The sequence below is a fragment of the Serratia symbiotica genome, assembly GCF_000821185.2.
GTDB classification, from domain to species: Bacteria; Pseudomonadota; Gammaproteobacteria; order Enterobacterales; family Enterobacteriaceae; genus Serratia; species Serratia symbiotica.
This window is the reverse complement of sequence record NZ_CP050855.1, coordinates 736500-752845: the sequence shown is the minus strand read 5'-3', so window position 1 is coordinate 752845 and position 16346 is coordinate 736500. Positions and strand designations below refer to the sequence as shown.

The following is a 16346-nucleotide window of genomic DNA, read 5'->3' as shown; positions in this document are numbered from 1 at the left end:
GCTCACTCCTTAACTTACAATCATGTCGTCGCGGTGCACTGCCACCGAGCCGTATTCGTAACCGAGGATCTCGCTGATGTCTTGCGAGTGGTGCCCGGCGATCATGCGCATCGCATCGCTGTTATAGCGGCTGACGCCATGCGCCAAGTCACGCCCCTCCAAGGTGCGGATGCGGATCACTTCGCCGCGCGAGAAATCACCTTTCACTGCGCAGATTCCTTTCGGCAGCAGCGAGCTGCCACGTGTTATCATCGCTTCCACCGCACCATCGTCGATGGTGATTTCACCGGCTGGCGGTGCGCCGAAGATCCAGCGTTTGCGGTTTTCCAATGGGGTTGCCAGCGCGTGGAAACGGGTACCCACCGATTTACCTTCAATGACATCTGCCACCACGCCAGGCTTACTGCCAGCGGCGATCACCACATCGATGCCGGCACGGCATGCCACATCGGCCGCCTGCAATTTAGTACCCATACCGCCAGTACCCAGGCCGGAAACACTGTCGCCAGCGATAGCGCGCAACGTGTCGTCAATGTGTTGCACTTCGCGGATCAGTTCAGCCTGTGGGTTGTCACGCGGATCGGCGGTGTATAGCCCCTGCTGATCGGTGAGCAGCAATAGCTTATTAGCCCCAGCCAGAATGGCCGCCAACGCTGACAGGTTGTCGTTATCGCCTACTTTAATTTCTGCGGTGGCAACCGCATCATTCTCATTGATTATCGGCACGATGCGATTGTCCAACAACGCCATCATGGTGTCGCGCGCATTGAGGAAGCGTTCACGGTCTTCCAGATCAGTGCGTGTCAGCAGCATCTGCCCGATATGAATGCCGTAAAGGGCAAACAGTTGCTCCCACAGTTGGATCAGTCGGCTCTGTCCGACTGCCGCCAGCAGCTGTTTAGTGGCGATGGTGGCGGGGAGGTCGGGGTAATCCAGGTGCTCACGCCCGGCAGCAATCGCGCCGGAGGTGACGATAACGATGCGGTGACCCGCTGCATGCTGTTGTGCGCACTGGCGTATCAGTTCAACAATGTGAGCGCGGTTCAGACGCAGCGATCCGCCGGTCAACACGCTGGTACCCAATTTTACAACCAATGTCTGGCTGCCATTCATAGTATTTCTGCCGTGTAATATGGTGAGAAGAAGAATGCAAGGGACGTTGTAACAGGAGAGGTGCGTTATGCCAACAGGCACAACGCGAAATCAGCACAATACGCTGGTCAAGCAGGGTCAAGCGGAACGTTTAATCAGCTCTCTTTGAAAATCGGTGGCAGGCTCCAGCGCCAGTTCCATGCTCGCCAGCAACTCGCCCAAACGTCGGTGGAAATCTCGCAGGGTGGTTTCCAGTTTGGATTTCACTTCAAGATCTTTAATGCTTTTTGCGATCCACTGCCCTTCTTTATTGAACAAGCCGAATTGGCAAGAATAAGTAAAGCGTGTTTTTTCAGCCTGTAACTCTATCCACCATCCCCAGAACTCGCGTTTCTCTGGAGCAGGTTTTACATTGACGCAAACGGCCAAACAATCGAAGAAAAAAAGATCATTTTCACACTGTCCTTCGCGTAGGTACGGCCCCAAGCTAGCGAAACGTTTCATTAGTCGGCTTTTTGGGTGACCACTCGGTAATATCATTCTCTCACCTCCTCAGTGTAGACCGTTCTTTTTAGCAAACTAGTAGAATTTAGCAACTAATTAATAAGTTTTATCTTTTAGCCAGCGAATCATTTGTAGCAGTGCTTGGTGGGATCCCTCATAGACTGGCGAACGCGGGAGAGTGAGCAACGTGCCGTCTAGCGAAGAAGAGACGATCAGTTGCGATTCCTCTTTCGGGCTGAGTGGATCCTGTTCCCAATAGCCGGAGAACATCGGCGTGGAGCAGCGGCGTCCCAGCACCCCTTGGGTTTTCAGCGAGTAGCGATTCAGCTCTATCTTTAGCGTGTTGTCAGCAGCGTGAACCATCCCAAGCCGGCTGGCCAATACGTCCATATACATGTCCGGCAGGTTCTTCTGTGCGCTGAGGCCGCACAGCAGGTAATGTACCACTGGCTTCAGGCAGGCTACGCCACGCAGCCGCTGCGGCTCCATGTAAGCCAACCGCACCGCCACGTTGGCACCGAAGCGGAATCCAAAGGCGGTCACACGCTGTTGGTCAACCCACGCCACCGAGGCCAGTTGGCGCAACACCTGCTGATGCAAATAGCTGGAGTCCTGCGTCAGTGGCCATTTGGATGAAGAACCTATGGACGGCATATCGAGGGTCAGCATGGCGATGCCGTGCGGTGCCAGATACTCGTAGAACAAACGATGATAATCGGTCTGTAGGGTGTCCAGGCTACCACATATCAGCACTGTCGGGAACGGTGCTTCACCCTTGGCCGGCATATGCAGGAAGCCGATGATCTTGCTGCCTTCGATGCAGAACTCAAGCTCTTTCAACTGATATGGCAGCAGTATCGCCGCCTCTTTGTAGGCGCGGTTAGCCAGCATCACCGCCTGTTCAGCTAATTCGTCACCCTTCAAATACGGGTAGCCAGCAATGCTGTAGAAGTTGCTGGCGTTCAGCCAGTATTGACCACCGAGCGGCGAGTTCTGCTGTTCAAGCGCACGCTGTTGCCATTGCATACCCTGATAGACCCACTCGTAGATCCAGTTTCCTTTGCGATAGCCCACCACAGTATCCAGCCACTGCGGATTGCTGCGCTCCGCGTCCGAGGCAGCGATGCGCGCCAGCACTTGGTTGATTTCGATCGGATCGACGCCGCGCCAAGCCCACAATAAGTCATTCAGCACGCGATACCAGCTACTGGCGGTATCGCTTGCCAGCGTGGAATGCATGGCAACACTCATTTTATTACGCGTACGTGGCATCAGTGTCGAGGTTTCAGGGGGGTTGAATGAGGGGTTGAACAGGATCTCAGAAAGGTTGGCCTGTGTCATAGTAACAATAGCCTCCGTAAATCTGATTCAGGCCGTAAATTGCCCAATGGGAAGGGGTGTACCTAACTCTGGCACAAGAAAACCAACGCGCGGCATCACTGGGCGTTGGCATCAGTTGGGCTTAATAGCCTCCGATCGGTGGCACGAAGGTCACCGCCATATCCCAAGGCTGTTCGATCCAAGTGTCTTGCGGGATGTCAACCACATAGTCGTCCACCAACTGGCGGCCTGCCGGTTTGGCGAAGAGGGTGACAAAGTGGGCTTTCGGGTACATCTCGCGGATCGCTTTCGCAGTACCGCCAGTGTCCACCAGATCGTCCACTACGATAAAACCTTCACCATCACCTTTGGCTCGCTTGAGCACCTGCATTTCGCGCTGATTGTCATGGTCATAACTGGAGATGCAGACGGTATCCACACAACGAATGTTCAACTCACGCGCCAGCAGAGAAGCTGGAACCAAGCCACCACGGCTTACAGCAATAATTCCTTTCCATTGATCAGCAGGAAGCAGGCGGTGTGCCAGCTTACGCGCATGCATTTGCAGCATATCCCAAGTAACAACGTATTTTTCGCTCATGATGGTGTCCCGGCCAGCAGTGATGTGGCTTACTCAGTAGTCAGGGGAAAAGGTTGCGCAACATTATAGAGATTGGCCACACTGAATACCAGTTGTACCGTGAAAATCCTGATCATTTCCTGTTGGTAATTTCTGTTGAGCAAATCGGTGACAAAGCTGTGTGATCAAGCGTTTAAGTTGCACAATAGGAGCAGGCACGCGCCGAAAGAAAGTGATATTCTTCGCAAATCGTGCCACTGTGCACAGATGCCATCCCCCCTAACCGCGCAGCATCCCACCCTGCTGAGAATGCTGCTACAGGAGACTTATTGTGTCTGAGTTGTCTCAACTTTCACCACAGCCGCTATGGGATATTTTTGCCAAAATCTGCTCTATTCCGCATCCTTCTTACCATGAAGAAACACTGGCGCAGCACATCCTTAACTGGGCTAAAGAGAAAAACCTGCACGTCGAACGCGATCAGGTCGGCAATATACTGCTGCGCAAACCGGCTACCCAGGGCATGGAAAACCGCAAGCCGGTGGCTCTACAAGCGCACCTGGACATGGTGCCACAGAAGAATAACGACACCGTGCACGACTTCACCAAGGATCCGATCCAGCCATATATTGATGGCGAGTGGATCAAAGCACGCGGCACCACTTTGGGTGCCGATAACGGTATCGGTCTCGCTTCCGCACTGGCGGTATTAGCCAACGATAGCGTCGAACACGGCCCGTTGGAAGTGCTGCTGACTATGACCGAAGAAGCCGGTATGGACGGCGCGTTTGGGCTACAACCGGATTGGTTGCAGGCGGACATCCTGATCAACACTGATTCCGAAGAGGAAGGCGAAATCTATATGGGTTGCGCTGGCGGTATTGACGTCATCACTACCCTGCCTCTACATCGTGAAGCAGTACCAGCCGGTTACCAGAGGTTAAAGCTGACCCTAAAGGGCCTTAAGGGCGGCCACTCCGGTGCAGATATTCACCTTGGTTTGGGCAACGCCAACAAGCTGCTGGCGCGCTTCCTGTTCGCCCATGCCAAAGAATTAAGCCTGCGCGTGCTGGATCTGAACGGTGGCACCCTGCGCAATGCCATCCCGCGTGAAGCCTTTGCGGTAGTCGCCGTACCCGCTGACAAAACCGACGCGCTGACAACGCTGAGCCAAAAATATCTGGCGACACTGCATAACGAGCTGTCTGCCAAGGAGAAGAATATCACCCTGCTGCTGGAGCCAACCGCCAGCGCATCGTTGGCACTGAGTGCCGATAGCCAGCAGCGGCTCCTGGCGTTGCTGAACGGCATGCCAAACGGCGTTATCCGTATGAGTGATGCAGTGAAGGGGGTGGTGGAAACCTCGCTGAACCTTGGCGTGGTCATTACCGGCGAGAGCGAAGCGGAAATCATCTGCCTGATCCGTTCCCTTATCGACAGCGGCAAAGACTATGTGGTCAACATGCTGATCGCACTGGGCCAGTTGGCCGGTGCCAAGGTGGTACCACAGAGCAGCTACCCCGGGTGGCAGCCTGATGCCCACTCACCGGTGATGCATCTGGTGCGCGAATTGTATCAAGATTTGTTCAGCAAGACGCCGAACATCATGGTGATCCATGCCGGCCTGGAATGTGGCCTGTTCAAAAAGCCGTACCCACACATGGACATGGTATCGATCGGGCCAACCATCACCGGCCCACACTCGCCGGATGAGCAGGTGCATATCGAAAGCGTTAGTCTGTACTGGCAATTGCTGACCGCACTGCTGAAAGCTATCCCTGCGCGCACGTAATCTGCTGACGGGCTGAGTCCTGTGGAGTACAGAACTCAGTCCACCGACGACTGGGTTGCTATTTGTGATAGCAACCTGGAAGATACGGAGACAGAGCAAGGAGCCATGAAAATAATCCTCAATAAACCACTAGTTTTGCTGCCTTGTCGGAGCAATTTTAAGGTCACGAACACATACCGATTGAGGTAGTTCGTAGCAGAATATTATGCTGTCAACAACATCTTTTTCAGAAATAGCTCCTCCTATACTCTCTTTCCAATTAATATAATCATTCTTTACGAAGTCATCGCTGATGTGGTTGATAAGCTCAGTTTCTGCTGCTCCCGGAGAAATAGTTATCACTCTGACGTTGTCTGGGGCAACCTCCCAGCGGACACTCTCTGATAGACCATGTACTGCGAACTTAGTCGCACAATATGCAGCATGATATTGATAAGTTTTTTGGCCAGCCAAAGAGGATATATTGATTATCGTTCCCGTTTTCCTTTTTCGCATAGAGGGTAATACAGCCTGCATTCCATTTATCACACCTTTAATATTTGTATCAATCATCCTGTTCCATTCGTCATGATCTTGATATTCTAATTCTCCTAGCAACATAACACCTGCGTTATTTATAATACAATCTACATCGCCAAACTGTTCCTCTGCCTGACGGATAGCATGAAACACTTGATCACGACAGGCAACATCAACGTTAAAACAAAGAGAATTTTCAAGATTCATTGCACGTAATTTATCTACCCTGCGAGCTAATAGAGCCAGGCAATACCCCTTGCTACTTAGCACTCTCGCAGCTTCAGCACCAAACCCAGAACTGGCTCCAGTTATCACTACCAATTTATTTTTCATATAAAATTACTCCATTTTCCATAGAATTTTTTAGCAACATCAGGATGGGAGCGAAGTCTACCCTTCATATAATTTAGACCGACATCTCTGAGTAGGGGATTGTTTGGATCGGTCTCTATATATGAGGAGTCTAAAGTCAACTCTTTTGGTAAGTCAAACACAGGTACAACAGAATCAAGACTTGCACCTAAAAAATAGGCAATTGAAAGTCTTTCATTCTGTTCTTCTGTAGGTAAAACCTTATGAACTGTTGCTCTAAGGTAACCGTTGGTCGCTAACTCTAGCAGTTCTCCCAAGTTAACAACGAACGTATCATTAATTGGTAAAACATCAACCCATTCATTATCGTCAACTTCAACCTGCAAACCTTTATTCTCATCCTGTAAGATTAATGTCAGAAGTCCAGAGTCTTTGTGAGCACCAACCCCCTGAGCTTCTTTTCTTATATCACAACGAGGGTATTTAATTAATTTTATATGTTCGTTTGGTGTATTACCATATATTATGTCAAAAGAATTCTCTGGCAATCCCAAACCTAAGGCCAAGCTTCTAAGTAACTTTAGAGAAATATGAGTCAATATATCATTATAAGCCAGAATGGTATTTTTCAACTCTGGTAAAGATTCAGGCCATTGATTATAACCATGTAACCCCATCCAAATTGGATCTTTATCAGTTAAGTTAAATGGCTCACGTTCAGCACCTATATCAAATTGTTCTCTCCAGTCCGATTTTCCATTTGTTCGTTCATTACCGGCTCTATTGTATCCTCTAAAGTGAGGAGAGTTAATCATGGAGATTGACAATTTCTCCTCTTCAGATAATAAAAAAAACTTTTTGGTCAGTTCACGTACTCTTTCTAAAAATGAAGACGATACACCGTGTTCACTAAGATAGAAAAAGCCAACATCATGAGCCGCTTCCTTCAACAAAGATATAATTTTTTTTCTTATCGGGATCGCCATCCAGCATAGACAACTTCAATACAGGTATAGTCGACATTTTAAAACTCTCCACTACCAAGAGATTTTAGAAAATTATTTAATGCGGTGTACTGAAAAGGATATTCTATTCTTACAATCATACAACACATTTCTTAATGAATAACCTTTCTCTCGAAGATCTTTAATATCTGACTCCTTGGACTATCATCAATCATTAGGTTCACCGCCTTGGACTAGCGAACCATGTTGTTGACTGCCCCCCTGGGACTCCCGGAGACTAAACGCTCTGATAGAGGTGAACAGGCGTTGAGTTCACCATCACCAACAGTACCTTTTTATTCCCAGGGTAGTTGCAGTTGTCGCTCTAGTTGCGGATTCAGCAGCGTTACGTGCAGCCCCACTAACCGCACGCCGCGCCCTCCACGCCTTTTACACCACACTTGATGCGCGACATCCAGCAGATCTTGCCGATCGAGCACCGGGAAAACATGCTCTTGGGTCGTTTGCTGAAAATCGTGAAACTTCAGCTTCACGCCCTGACGGGCGATATGCAGATCTGGCTTCACCTTGCGCAACCGCATCTCCAGTTCGGGATAGAGCTTATCGACAATTAGCGCTTCGCAGTCCTGCCAATCGTGGATATCCTCTGCCAGCGTGCATTCCACCCCCACCGATTTGCGCAGCCGCTGTGAGGATACCTCGCGCAGGTCGATGCCCTGACAGCGTTCCCACAGAACCCGGCCGAACTTGCCGAAGCGTTTTAGCAGCAGCGCCAGATCGTACTGTTGCACGTCGGCGCAAGTGATCAGTCCCACTTCCTCCAGCCGCTTGGCGGTGACTTTGCCAACACCGGGGAGCTTACTCAGCGGCAGTTGCTGCAAAAAACCCGGCACCTGTGCTGGCGTAATCACATACTGGCCGTTCGGTTTATTCAACTCGGAAGCGATCTTGGCAAGGAATTTGATCGGCGCGATACCGGCCGAGGAGGTAAGGTTCAGCTCATCGACGATCGCCTGGCGGATCTGTTGGGCGATCAACGACGCTGAGCCGTTACATTGCAGACTGTCGGTAACGTCCAAATAGGCTTCGTCCAGCGACAGCGGTTCGATCAACAGCGTGTAACGGGCGAAGATCTCGCGGATATGCTGCGAAGCCTCTTTGTAGGCCGCCATACGCCCCGGCAACAAAGTGAGATGCGGGCATAGCGCTGTGCACACCGTAGCGGCGCGCCGGATAGTTGGCGGTGCTGATCACACCCCGGTGATTGGCGCTGCCGCCAATGGCTAACGGAATATCACGCAGGTTAGGATCATCGCGCATTTCTACCGCTGCAAAGAAACAGTCCATGTCGACATGAATAATTTTACGCATCGTCCCTCCAATAATACTGGATAAGTATGGGTCTTCCTCGATCATCATGGGGGACACAGAACGCCATGTTCGGCTTTCCCTAGTGGAACATCACGCCCAGGTTGAACAGTGCTTTATTTCTGAAGCCCCATGACTTAGAGCCTATCCCAGTAGGCGTACATTAACGGCACAGAACATGTTGGCTACATGGAGGTGATCGAAGGCGATTTTATCTACGGCCTTGAGGGAGGTAAATACGGGCAGCGCTGATATAGGCCATATTTATGTCCATCGACAGCGTTTTTACATCATCCAACGAGTGATCTCTCAGGCTACATAGACAACTGGCAAGGCTCTCAACTCTCCGTTCATCAGTCAGTTACAGGCCCCGTCCAAGGAACCGGTAACCTCTGACTGTAGTGGAACAGTGATTCAGGGCACGCCTAAATCCTGTTAGTGTTAGACAATGAACATGAGATGATGAATGATCAAAACTCGTCGGACTAAACGCACATTTTCCCCGGAGGTCAAAAGCCAAATAACAACACCCGGCGCATGCCGGGTTTCAGTTAAAAAATGCGCTGCTTATTGCGCAGCGCTGCTTTGGCCTCACGTTTCTTGCGCGTCTCACAGGGTTCGGGGCAGTGGCAGACCTTTTCTATCCCCAAGGCAGTGATCCCGCCGCAGCTCCCTTGCAAGCTTTTGCGTTTAAACAGGTAGCCTAGCGACATGCCACCGATGACCAACAAAAATAGTACCAAGGTGGCGAAAAATACCGTCAACATAGTCACCTCATAACCCTTTTTTCAGGTAGGGTTTGAAGGCTTCGGAATAGCGCTCTTCTAAGCCATTGCCGGTGTTCACTATCATCAGCACCGGGATTTCCAGCAAGTTGGCCAGCGCGATACCACGCTCCGGCCCCAGCACGTTCAGCCCAGTGGACAAGCCATCAGCGGTCATGCAGATCGGGCTTAGCACAGTGACCGACACCAGTTGGTGATTGATCGGCCACCCAGTGCTCGGATCGATGGTGTGCGAGTAGCGCCCACCGTCCTGCTCGAAGTAGTTGCGGTAATCTCCTGAGGTAGCGATCGACATCTCACCCGGTTGGATCACCAACTGCACCTGCTGCACTCCGGCTGTTGGGCGCTCAATGGCGATACGCCAGGGTTGCTGATCGCCGTTACGCCCGCGAGTGCGCACTTCACCACCGATATCCACCATGTAATTTTCAACGTGCTGCGACTGTAAATACTCGGCAACCACGTCCACACCGTAGCCCTTGGCGATTGACGAGAGATCAACGTACACCTCGGGAATGCTTTTCATCAACGTATTGCCGTGCACCGAGAGTTTATCAGCACCTGTCCAAGCGCGGCGCTGTTCCAGTTCGGCAGCACTCGGCACTCTAGTCGCTCGCACTTCCGGCCCGAACCCCCACAAATTGACCAACGATCCAACAGTCACGTCCAGCGCACCGTCGGTCACGCGATTGATGCGCAATGCCTCGCGCACGACCTTGGCGGTAGCCGATGACACCGGGAAGGGTTTATTCACCACGCGGCTGGCGTTAAAGCGGCTCAGCTCGGAATCTGGCCGGTAGGTGGACATCTGATCGTTCACTCGCTCTAGCCGTTTATCGATCTCCACCTGCATCTCTTGCACCGCAGGCGTGTCTTTGCCGGGTAGGTAGCGAATCGAATACGAGGTGCCCATGGTTTTACCATTCAGGTTCACTTGTTCCGGCTTACAGCCGGTCAGTAGCAAGGTGGCACCCAGTGCCACCATCGTCAACCAGCCTTTCATTATTAATGTACGCATTTAGCCACCAAAATCATCCAGCATGATATTTTCATCCTCAACACCCAAATCTTTCAGCATCTTGATCACCGCCGCATTCATCATCGGCGGCCCGCACATGTAGAACTCACACTCCTCAGGTGACGGATGGTTACGTAGATAGTTCTCTAGCAGAACATGATGGATAAAGCCGGTGTAGCCAGTCCAGTTATCTTCCGGCTGCGGATCGGACAGCGCGACATGCCAGGTAAAGTTTTCGTTCTCCGCTTGCAACCGGTTAAAGTCATCTTCATAGAACATTTCACGCAGCGAGCGAGCACCGTACCAGAAGGTGATCTTGCGCTGCGAGTTCAGGCGTTTGAGTTGATCAAAAATGTGTGACCGCATTGGTGCCATACCCGCACCGCCACCGATAAAGACCATTTCGGCGTTGGTATCCTTGGCAAAGAACTCGCCGAACGGCCCGGAGATGGTCACTCTGTCGCCAGCCTTTAGCGACCAGATGTAGGAAGACATGATGCCAGGCGGCACATCCGGATTATTCGGCGGTGGCGTGGCGATGCGCACGTTGAGCATGATGATACCTTTTTCGTCTGGGTAGTTAGCCATCGAGTAGGCACGCACCGTGGTGTCATTGGCCACTGAACGATAGCGAAACAAATTAAATCTGTCCCAGTCGCCACGATACTCCTGCGGCACCGCAAAATCGGCGTAGCTAATGTCGTGGGCCGGCGCTTCGATCTGGATAAACCCACCGGCGCGGAACGGCACGTCTTCCCCCGCAGGAATTTTCAGCTTCAGCTCTTTGATAAAAGTAGCTTTGTTATCGTTGGAGATAACCTCGCACGCCCACTTCTTCACGCCGAAAATTTCTTCCGGCAGTTCGATTTTCAGGTTCTGTTTTACGTTCACCTGGCAAGCCAGGCGGCACCCCGCTTTCGCTTCGCGCTTGTTGATATGCGACAGTTCGGTCGGCAAGATATCCCCCCCCCCTCTTTGATCACAACCCGGCACTGGCCGCAAGAGCCGCCGCCGCCGCAAGCCGAGGAAACAAAGATCCCCTGATTGGAGAGCAGGTTAAGCAGTTTGTCACCCGCTGGCGCGCTGAAGCTTTTATCCAAATCGCCGTTGATCTCCACCGCGATGTCGCCAGTATTCACCAGCTTCGATTTGGCAAACAGGATTAGTAGCACCAGCACCATCACGATGCCAGTAAACATCACTACGCCTAAAATAATTTCCATAAATTCTTCCCGCCTTTACAACTGAACACCGGAGAAAGACATAAAGCCCAGCGCCATCAGCCCGGTGGTGATAAAGGTAATGCCCAGGCCACGCAACCCTGCGGGAACATTGGCATACTTGAGTTTTTCGCGTATCCCCGCCATAGCGACGATCGCCAGCATCCAGCCCATGCCGGAGCCAAAGCCGTACACCACCGATTCGGCAAAGTTGTAATCGCGCTGCACCATAAAAGACACGCCACCGAAGATGGCGCAGTTGACGGTGATCAGCGGCAAAAAGATGCCGAGCGCGTTATACAGTGATGGGAAGCAGCGATCGAGGATCATCTCCAGAATCTGCACCAGCGCGGCGATGACGCCGATGAAGGTAATAAAGTTGAGGAAGCTTAAATCGACGTCTGCTACCAATGCGCCATCACGCAAGATCAGGTTGTAAACCAGGTTATTTACCGGCACCGAAATACCGAGCACCAGAGTCACCGCCACCCCTAGGCCGAAGGCAGTCGATACTGTCTTCGACACCGCAAGGAAGGTGCACATCCCCAGGAAGAATGCCAGCGCCATGTTCTCAACGAACACCGCGCGCACAAACAGGCTGATATAGTGTTCCATCGGCCATTACTCCTTTTCGATCTGTGCGGGCTTCAAGGTGCGCAACACCCAGATTAGCAGGCCGATGATAAAGAACGCGCTCGGTGCCAGCAGGAACAGACCGTTCGGCTGATACCAGCCGCCGTTCTGCACCGTCTCCAGCACCGGGATGCCAAATAGCTTGCCGGAGCCGATTAGCTCTCGCAGGAAGCCGACCAGTACCAGGATCACCCCGTAGCCCAGCCCGTTGCCGATGCCATCCATAAAGCTCTCGATCGGCGGCGATTTCATGGCGTAAGCCTCGGCACGCCCCATCACAATGCAATTGGTGATAATCAAGCCCACGAACACCGACAGTTGCTTGGAAATCTCGAACGCGTAGGCGCGCAGTAACTGGTCTACCACGATCACCAAGGAAGCGATAATCGCCATCTGTACGATAATGCGCACGCTATTCGGAATAAAGTGACGAATCAGCGAGATGAAGAAGCTGGAGAACGCCGTCACCAGCGTTACCGCGATGGCCATCACTAGCGCCGTCTCCAGCTTGGTGGTCACCGCCAACGCCGAACAGACGCCCAGCACTTGCAAGGCGATTGGGTTGTTGTCGAACAGCGGCCCTAGAAGAACCCGCTTGATTTCTTTGGGATCAGCCATTTTTCAGCGCTCCTTCACGCACTTTTTTCAGGAACGGGCCGAAGCCGTACTCGCCCAACCAGAAATCAAACGTATGTTGTACGCCGTTGGAGGTCAGCGTAGCGCCGGACAGGCCGTCCACTGCATGCTCATCTCCTGGACGCGCCCCGCCTTTCACCACACGAATCGCTGGTTGACCGTTGTCATCAAACAACTTTTTGCCAACCCACTGCTGACGCCAGCCAGCGTTTTCAACTTCACCCCCCAGCCCTGGAGTTTCCCCCTGATCGTAGTAGGTGATGCCCTTTACCGTGTTACCGTTGCTATCCAGCGCCAAAAAGGCGTACATCATTGACCACAGGCCGGTGCCATACACCGGCAGCACAATCTTGCTCACCGTACCCTGTTCATCACGCACCAGGTAGATTTCGGCCTGATTGCTGCGGCGTTTGATGCCAGCCGGATCGTCACTCGCTGCCAGTGCCGCGCTTTTGTTGTCATCGCGCAGCGCGGCGGCCAGATCGAACGTTGTCGCTTTACTCACCAGCAACTCACCGCTATTTAAATCCAGCAGGCGTGGTTCGATGCGCTGGCTGAACAGGTTTTTGACTTGCTCGCTTGCCATCTTCGGCTGCAACAAACCAGCAACATCGAGGATGTTACGTTGCTTGTCGAGCAACTTTTGCTGCTGCTGTTTGGATTTCAGGCCAACGGCGGAACCGGCCACCACCACCGAACACACCAGACACAGCAGTAGCACCACCAGCAACGTTTTACTGATGCTGTCATTTTTGGATTCATTCACCACGGACTCTTCTCCGCTTGATATTGGCCCGCACCACCAGATAATCAAACAGCGGTGCGAACAGGTTGGCGAACAGGATCGCCAGCATCATGCCTTCCGGGTAGGCCGGGTTGATCACCCGGATCAACACACACATCATGCCGATCAGCATGCCATACCCCCATTTCCCCTTGTTGGTAAACGCGGCGGAAACCGGGTCGGTGGCCATAAAGACCATGCCGAAAGCGAAGCCGCCCAATACCAGGTGCCAGTACCAAGGCATGGCGAACATCGGGTTGCTGGCGGAACCCATGGCGTTGAACAGGCAGGCAGAGACCATCATGCCAAGCATCACACCGGCGACGATACGCCAGGAGGCCACGCGGCTAAACAGGATGATTGCGCCGCCTATCAGGATCATCAGCGTGGAGACCTCCCCCACCGAACCGGGGATATTGCCGAGGAAGGCATCCATCCAACTGATGGACTGGCCGGTCACTACGTTGCTTAAGCTGTGCGCCCCGCCTGCACTCCACTGCGCCAGCGGCGTCGCGCCAGAAAAACCATCGGCGGAAGTCCACACCAAATCACCGGAGATCTGCGCCGGGTAGGCAAAGAACAAGAAGGCGCGCCCCGCTAACGCCGGGTTAAGGAAATTGCGCCCGGTGCCGCCAAAGATCTCCTTCGCCACCACCACGCCGAAAGTAATACCCAGCGCCGCCTGCCACAGCGGCAGCGTTGGCGGCACGATCAGTGCAAACAGGATCGAGGTAACAAAGAAACCTTCGTTGATCTCGTGCTTGCGGATCATGGCGAACAACACTTCCCAGAAGCCTCCGACGATAAACACTAGCGCGTAAATCGGCACGAAGTAGCAAGCACCCAACGCCATTTTACTGACCCAGCCAGCGTCTGCTGCCAGTGAAGCACCCAGCCACTGCGCCAGGCGATAATGCCAGTCGCCCGCCAGTACCCGCTGCAACTGATCGCCGCTGTACAGATGATGCAGCGCCGGGATCGCCTGATGGCCGACGTTGTACATGCCCCAGAACATCGCCGGAAATACCGCTAGCCACACCAGGATCATCATGCGTTTCAGGTCAATGGCGTCACGCACATGCGAAGCGCCACGCGTCACCGTGCCGGGGGTATAGAACACCGTGGTGGTCGCCTCGAACAGCGGATACCATCGTTCCAGTTTGCCGCCCGGCGTGAAATGATGCTCAATCTTGTCAAAAAAATGCTTCAGGCCCATCGGTTATCCTTCCTGCTCAATCTTGGTCAGCACGTCGCGCAGTATCGGCGCGTATTCATACTTGCCGGGGCAGACGAAGGTACACAGCGCCAGATCTTCCTCATCCAGCTCTAAACAGCCCAATGCCTGGGCGCTGTCACTGTCGCCCACCAGCAGCTCACGCAGCAGCAGGGTCGGCAGGATATCTAGCGGCATCACCCGTTCATAATTGCCGATCGGCACCATGGCGCGTTCACCGCCGTGGGTGCTGGTCGAAAAGGCAAACCGCTTATTCTTCAGGAAGTGGCCCAACGTGGTGCGGGTAATGGAGAATTTATTTGGCGAGGGCAGGATCCAGCCGAACAGTTCTTTCTCACGCCCCTCTTCCAACACCGAGACCTGCAAGTGGAAGCGGCCGAGCCAGGCACTGGCCCCAGAGACACGCACACCGCTCAACACCGAACCGGAAATCACCCGGTTTTCACCGGCTTTCAACCGGCCGGCGGTCAGTTCATCCATGCTGGCCCCCAGACGGGTGCGCAGCAGACTTGGCTGTACCACCTGCGGCCCGGCCAGCGCTATAACCCGATGAGTGTCGAGGATACCGGTAGTAAATAGTGTGCCAATGGCGATTACATCCTGATAGCCGATATGCCAGACCGTTTTTTTCTGGCTGACCGGCTCCAGGAAGTGAATGTGGGTGCCCACCAACCCGGCGGGATGCGGACCGGAAAATTCGTGATAGAGGATCTGCTCCCCTGGCTGTCGACTCAACTTGGCACCGGCAGAATGGCAGACGTGCACCTTGCCGTCGGTCAGACGCGTCAGCACCGTCAGCCCAGCGTTAAACGCCGCCGGCTGTTCGGCGATGATCACTTGCGGATCAGCAGCCAACGGCTGGCTGTCTATGACAGTGACGAAAATGGCACGCGGCGTACTACCGGGGCGTGGTGTTTTACTGAACGGCCGGGTGCGCAACGCCGTCCACAGACCGCTGGCGAGCAGTTCGCTTTCCACCTGTTCACGCGGCAACTGCGTCAATGCATCGATCGGGTAGTGCGCGAACGCCAACTGCCGATCACCACCGTCTTCCAGCGCAATCACCACCGACTGCAATATGCGGCGCTCGCCACGATTAATGGCGACGATGCGACCGCTGGCTGGTGCCGTGAAGATAACCCCAGGGTTCTTTTTATCTTCAAACAACGCCTGGCCTTTGTTAACGGTATCGCCTTCCTGTACCAGCATGGAGGGACGCATTGCGACATACTCTTGCCCAAGCAGGGCAACATGCTGAATCTTAGGACCATCAAGGATCGTCTGAATCGGCGCTCCAGCTATGGGCAAATCCAGCCCTTTTGTGATTTTAATCATAGGATTTGTACGATGTTGAATGGTTTACACGTCATACCGGTCGGCTCCAGAGACGGGGGCCGACGATGCCAGGACGATGAAATGATGAGAACGACCTCAGGGGTGAACGTGCTAGCGAAGATCCCAACGTGAAATTTCGCACACTGAAAAAACGGGGTAACACGCATTTCCTTGATTCACTCCTTGATCCCTAGCGGGTATGGCAGGCAGCGCTGCTAGCCCTGCGTGGCAAAATCGCCACGGAGTTAA

14 protein-coding genes and 3 pseudogenes are annotated in these 16346 nt (G+C 53.1%); 1 reads left to right on the top strand and 16 read right to left on the bottom strand.

Annotated elements, in window-relative coordinates; all coding sequences use genetic code 11:
* Positions 1–9 precede the first annotated feature (9 nt).
* The 4 genes from proB to gpt form a co-directional block, all read right to left on the bottom strand.
* Positions 10–1113, bottom strand: a complete 1104-nt coding sequence (gene proB / locus SYMBAF_RS03835; RefSeq protein ID WP_040263033.1) for a glutamate 5-kinase — start codon at positions 1111–1113, stop codon at positions 10–12.
* Between the two features lie 117 nt (positions 1114–1230).
* On the bottom strand, positions 1231–1632 hold the full coding sequence (gene crl, locus SYMBAF_RS03830; RefSeq protein ID WP_040263035.1) for a sigma factor-binding protein Crl: 402 nt from the start codon (positions 1630–1632) through the stop codon (positions 1231–1233).
* A 60-nt stretch (positions 1633–1692) separates the two neighbouring features.
* A complete protein-coding gene (gene frsA, locus SYMBAF_RS03825) occupies positions 1693–2937 on the bottom strand; it encodes an esterase FrsA (RefSeq protein WP_040263037.1) in 1245 nt (414 codons plus the stop codon).
* Positions 2938–3058: 121 nt separating this feature from the next.
* Complete coding sequence (gene gpt, locus SYMBAF_RS03820; protein ID WP_040263039.1) at positions 3059–3517, bottom strand: xanthine phosphoribosyltransferase; 459 nt, start codon at positions 3515–3517, stop codon at positions 3059–3061.
* Positions 3518–3827: 310 nt separating this feature from the next.
* Between gpt and pepD the strand changes: the two genes are divergently transcribed.
* Complete coding sequence (pepD, locus tag SYMBAF_RS03815) at positions 3828–5288, top strand: beta-Ala-His dipeptidase (protein ID WP_040263041.1); 1461 nt, start codon at positions 3828–3830, stop codon at positions 5286–5288.
* Positions 5289–5417: 129 nt separating this feature from the next.
* On the opposite strand, the gene SYMBAF_RS03810 is transcribed toward pepD, so the two are convergent.
* The 12 genes and pseudogenes from SYMBAF_RS03810 to SYMBAF_RS03755 all read right to left on the bottom strand — a co-directional run bounded on the left by SYMBAF_RS03810 (position 5418) and on the right by SYMBAF_RS03755 (position 16097).
* Positions 5418–6140 (bottom strand): SDR family oxidoreductase, encoded by a 723-nt coding sequence (locus tag SYMBAF_RS03810; protein WP_040263043.1) that lies wholly within the window; start codon positions 6138–6140, stop codon positions 5418–5420.
* Positions 6137–7105 carry an isopenicillin N synthase family dioxygenase gene (locus tag SYMBAF_RS03805; RefSeq protein ID WP_052447622.1) on the bottom strand — a complete coding sequence of 323 codons (969 nt, stop codon included), beginning with the start codon at positions 7103–7105 and terminating at the stop codon, positions 6137–6139. The genes SYMBAF_RS03810 and SYMBAF_RS03805 overlap by 4 nt, the downstream gene beginning before the upstream one ends.
* Positions 7106–7419: 314 nt before the next feature.
* Positions 7420–8455, bottom strand: a pseudogene (gene dinB, locus SYMBAF_RS03800) (DNA polymerase IV).
* 162 nt (positions 8456–8617) lie between these two features.
* Positions 8618–8813 (bottom strand): annotated as a pseudogene (locus SYMBAF_RS03795) (transposase); the annotation flags it as partial.
* Between the two features lie 190 nt (positions 8814–9003).
* Complete coding sequence (gene nqrM / locus SYMBAF_RS03790) at positions 9004–9219, bottom strand: (Na+)-NQR maturation NqrM (protein WP_040263452.1); 216 nt, start codon at positions 9217–9219, stop codon at positions 9004–9006.
* A 7-nt stretch (positions 9220–9226) separates the two neighbouring features.
* Entirely contained in the window at positions 9227–10255 is a 1029-nt protein-coding gene (locus SYMBAF_RS03785) for an FAD:protein FMN transferase (RefSeq protein WP_040263045.1), read from the bottom strand.
* Positions 10256–11478: pseudogene (gene nqrF / locus SYMBAF_RS03780) on the bottom strand (NADH:ubiquinone reductase (Na(+)-transporting) subunit F).
* Between the two features lie 15 nt (positions 11479–11493).
* Complete coding sequence (gene nqrE, locus SYMBAF_RS03775) at positions 11494–12090, bottom strand: NADH:ubiquinone reductase (Na(+)-transporting) subunit E (protein ID WP_006709318.1); 597 nt, start codon at positions 12088–12090, stop codon at positions 11494–11496.
* 6 nt (positions 12091–12096) lie between these two features.
* Complete coding sequence (locus SYMBAF_RS03770; RefSeq protein ID WP_040263046.1) at positions 12097–12726, bottom strand: NADH:ubiquinone reductase (Na(+)-transporting) subunit D; 630 nt, start codon at positions 12724–12726, stop codon at positions 12097–12099.
* Positions 12719–13513 (bottom strand): Na(+)-translocating NADH-quinone reductase subunit C, encoded by a 795-nt coding sequence (locus tag SYMBAF_RS03765; RefSeq protein ID WP_040263047.1) that lies wholly within the window; start codon positions 13511–13513, stop codon positions 12719–12721. The genes SYMBAF_RS03770 and SYMBAF_RS03765 overlap by 8 nt, the downstream gene beginning before the upstream one ends.
* A complete protein-coding gene (locus tag SYMBAF_RS03760; RefSeq protein WP_040263049.1) occupies positions 13503–14744 on the bottom strand; it encodes an NADH:ubiquinone reductase (Na(+)-transporting) subunit B in 1242 nt (413 codons plus the stop codon). Before SYMBAF_RS03760 ends, SYMBAF_RS03765 begins: the two co-directional genes overlap by 11 nt.
* A gap of 3 nt (positions 14745–14747) precedes the next feature.
* On the bottom strand, positions 14748–16097 hold the full coding sequence (locus tag SYMBAF_RS03755) for a Na(+)-translocating NADH-quinone reductase subunit A (RefSeq protein ID WP_040263051.1): 1350 nt from the start codon (positions 16095–16097) through the stop codon (positions 14748–14750).
* Positions 16098–16346 lie beyond the last annotated feature (249 nt).

Coding starts and splice junctions, on each gene's coding strand:
- frsA (WP_040263037.1), bottom strand. CDS start 2,937: ATGACACAGGCCAACCTTTCTGAGATCCTGTTCAACCCCTCATTCAAC.
- SYMBAF_RS03785 (WP_040263045.1), bottom strand. CDS start 10,255: ATGCGTACATTAATAATGAAAGGCTGGTTGACGATGGTGGCACTGGGT.
- SYMBAF_RS03755 (WP_040263051.1), bottom strand. CDS start 16,097: ATGATTAAAATCACAAAAGGGCTGGATTTGCCCATAGCTGGAGCGCCG.
- SYMBAF_RS03760 (WP_040263049.1), bottom strand. CDS start 14,744: ATGGGCCTGAAGCATTTTTTTGACAAGATTGAGCATCATTTCACGCCG.
- nqrE (WP_006709318.1), bottom strand. CDS start 12,090: ATGGAACACTATATCAGCCTGTTTGTGCGCGCGGTGTTCGTTGAGAAC.
- SYMBAF_RS03770 (WP_040263046.1), bottom strand. CDS start 12,726: ATGGCTGATCCCAAAGAAATCAAGCGGGTTCTTCTAGGGCCGCTGTTC.
- SYMBAF_RS03805 (WP_052447622.1), bottom strand. CDS start 7,105: ATGGCGATCCCGATAAGAAAAAAAATTATATCTTTGTTGAAGGAAGCG.
- SYMBAF_RS03810 (WP_040263043.1), bottom strand. CDS start 6,140: ATGAAAAATAAATTGGTAGTGATAACTGGAGCCAGTTCTGGGTTTGGT.
- nqrM (WP_040263452.1), bottom strand. CDS start 9,219: ATGTTGACGGTATTTTTCGCCACCTTGGTACTATTTTTGTTGGTCATC.
- proB (WP_040263033.1), bottom strand. CDS start 1,113: ATGAATGGCAGCCAGACATTGGTTGTAAAATTGGGTACCAGCGTGTTG.
- crl (WP_040263035.1), bottom strand. CDS start 1,632: ATGATATTACCGAGTGGTCACCCAAAAAGCCGACTAATGAAACGTTTC.
- gpt (WP_040263039.1), bottom strand. CDS start 3,517: ATGAGCGAAAAATACGTTGTTACTTGGGATATGCTGCAAATGCATGCG.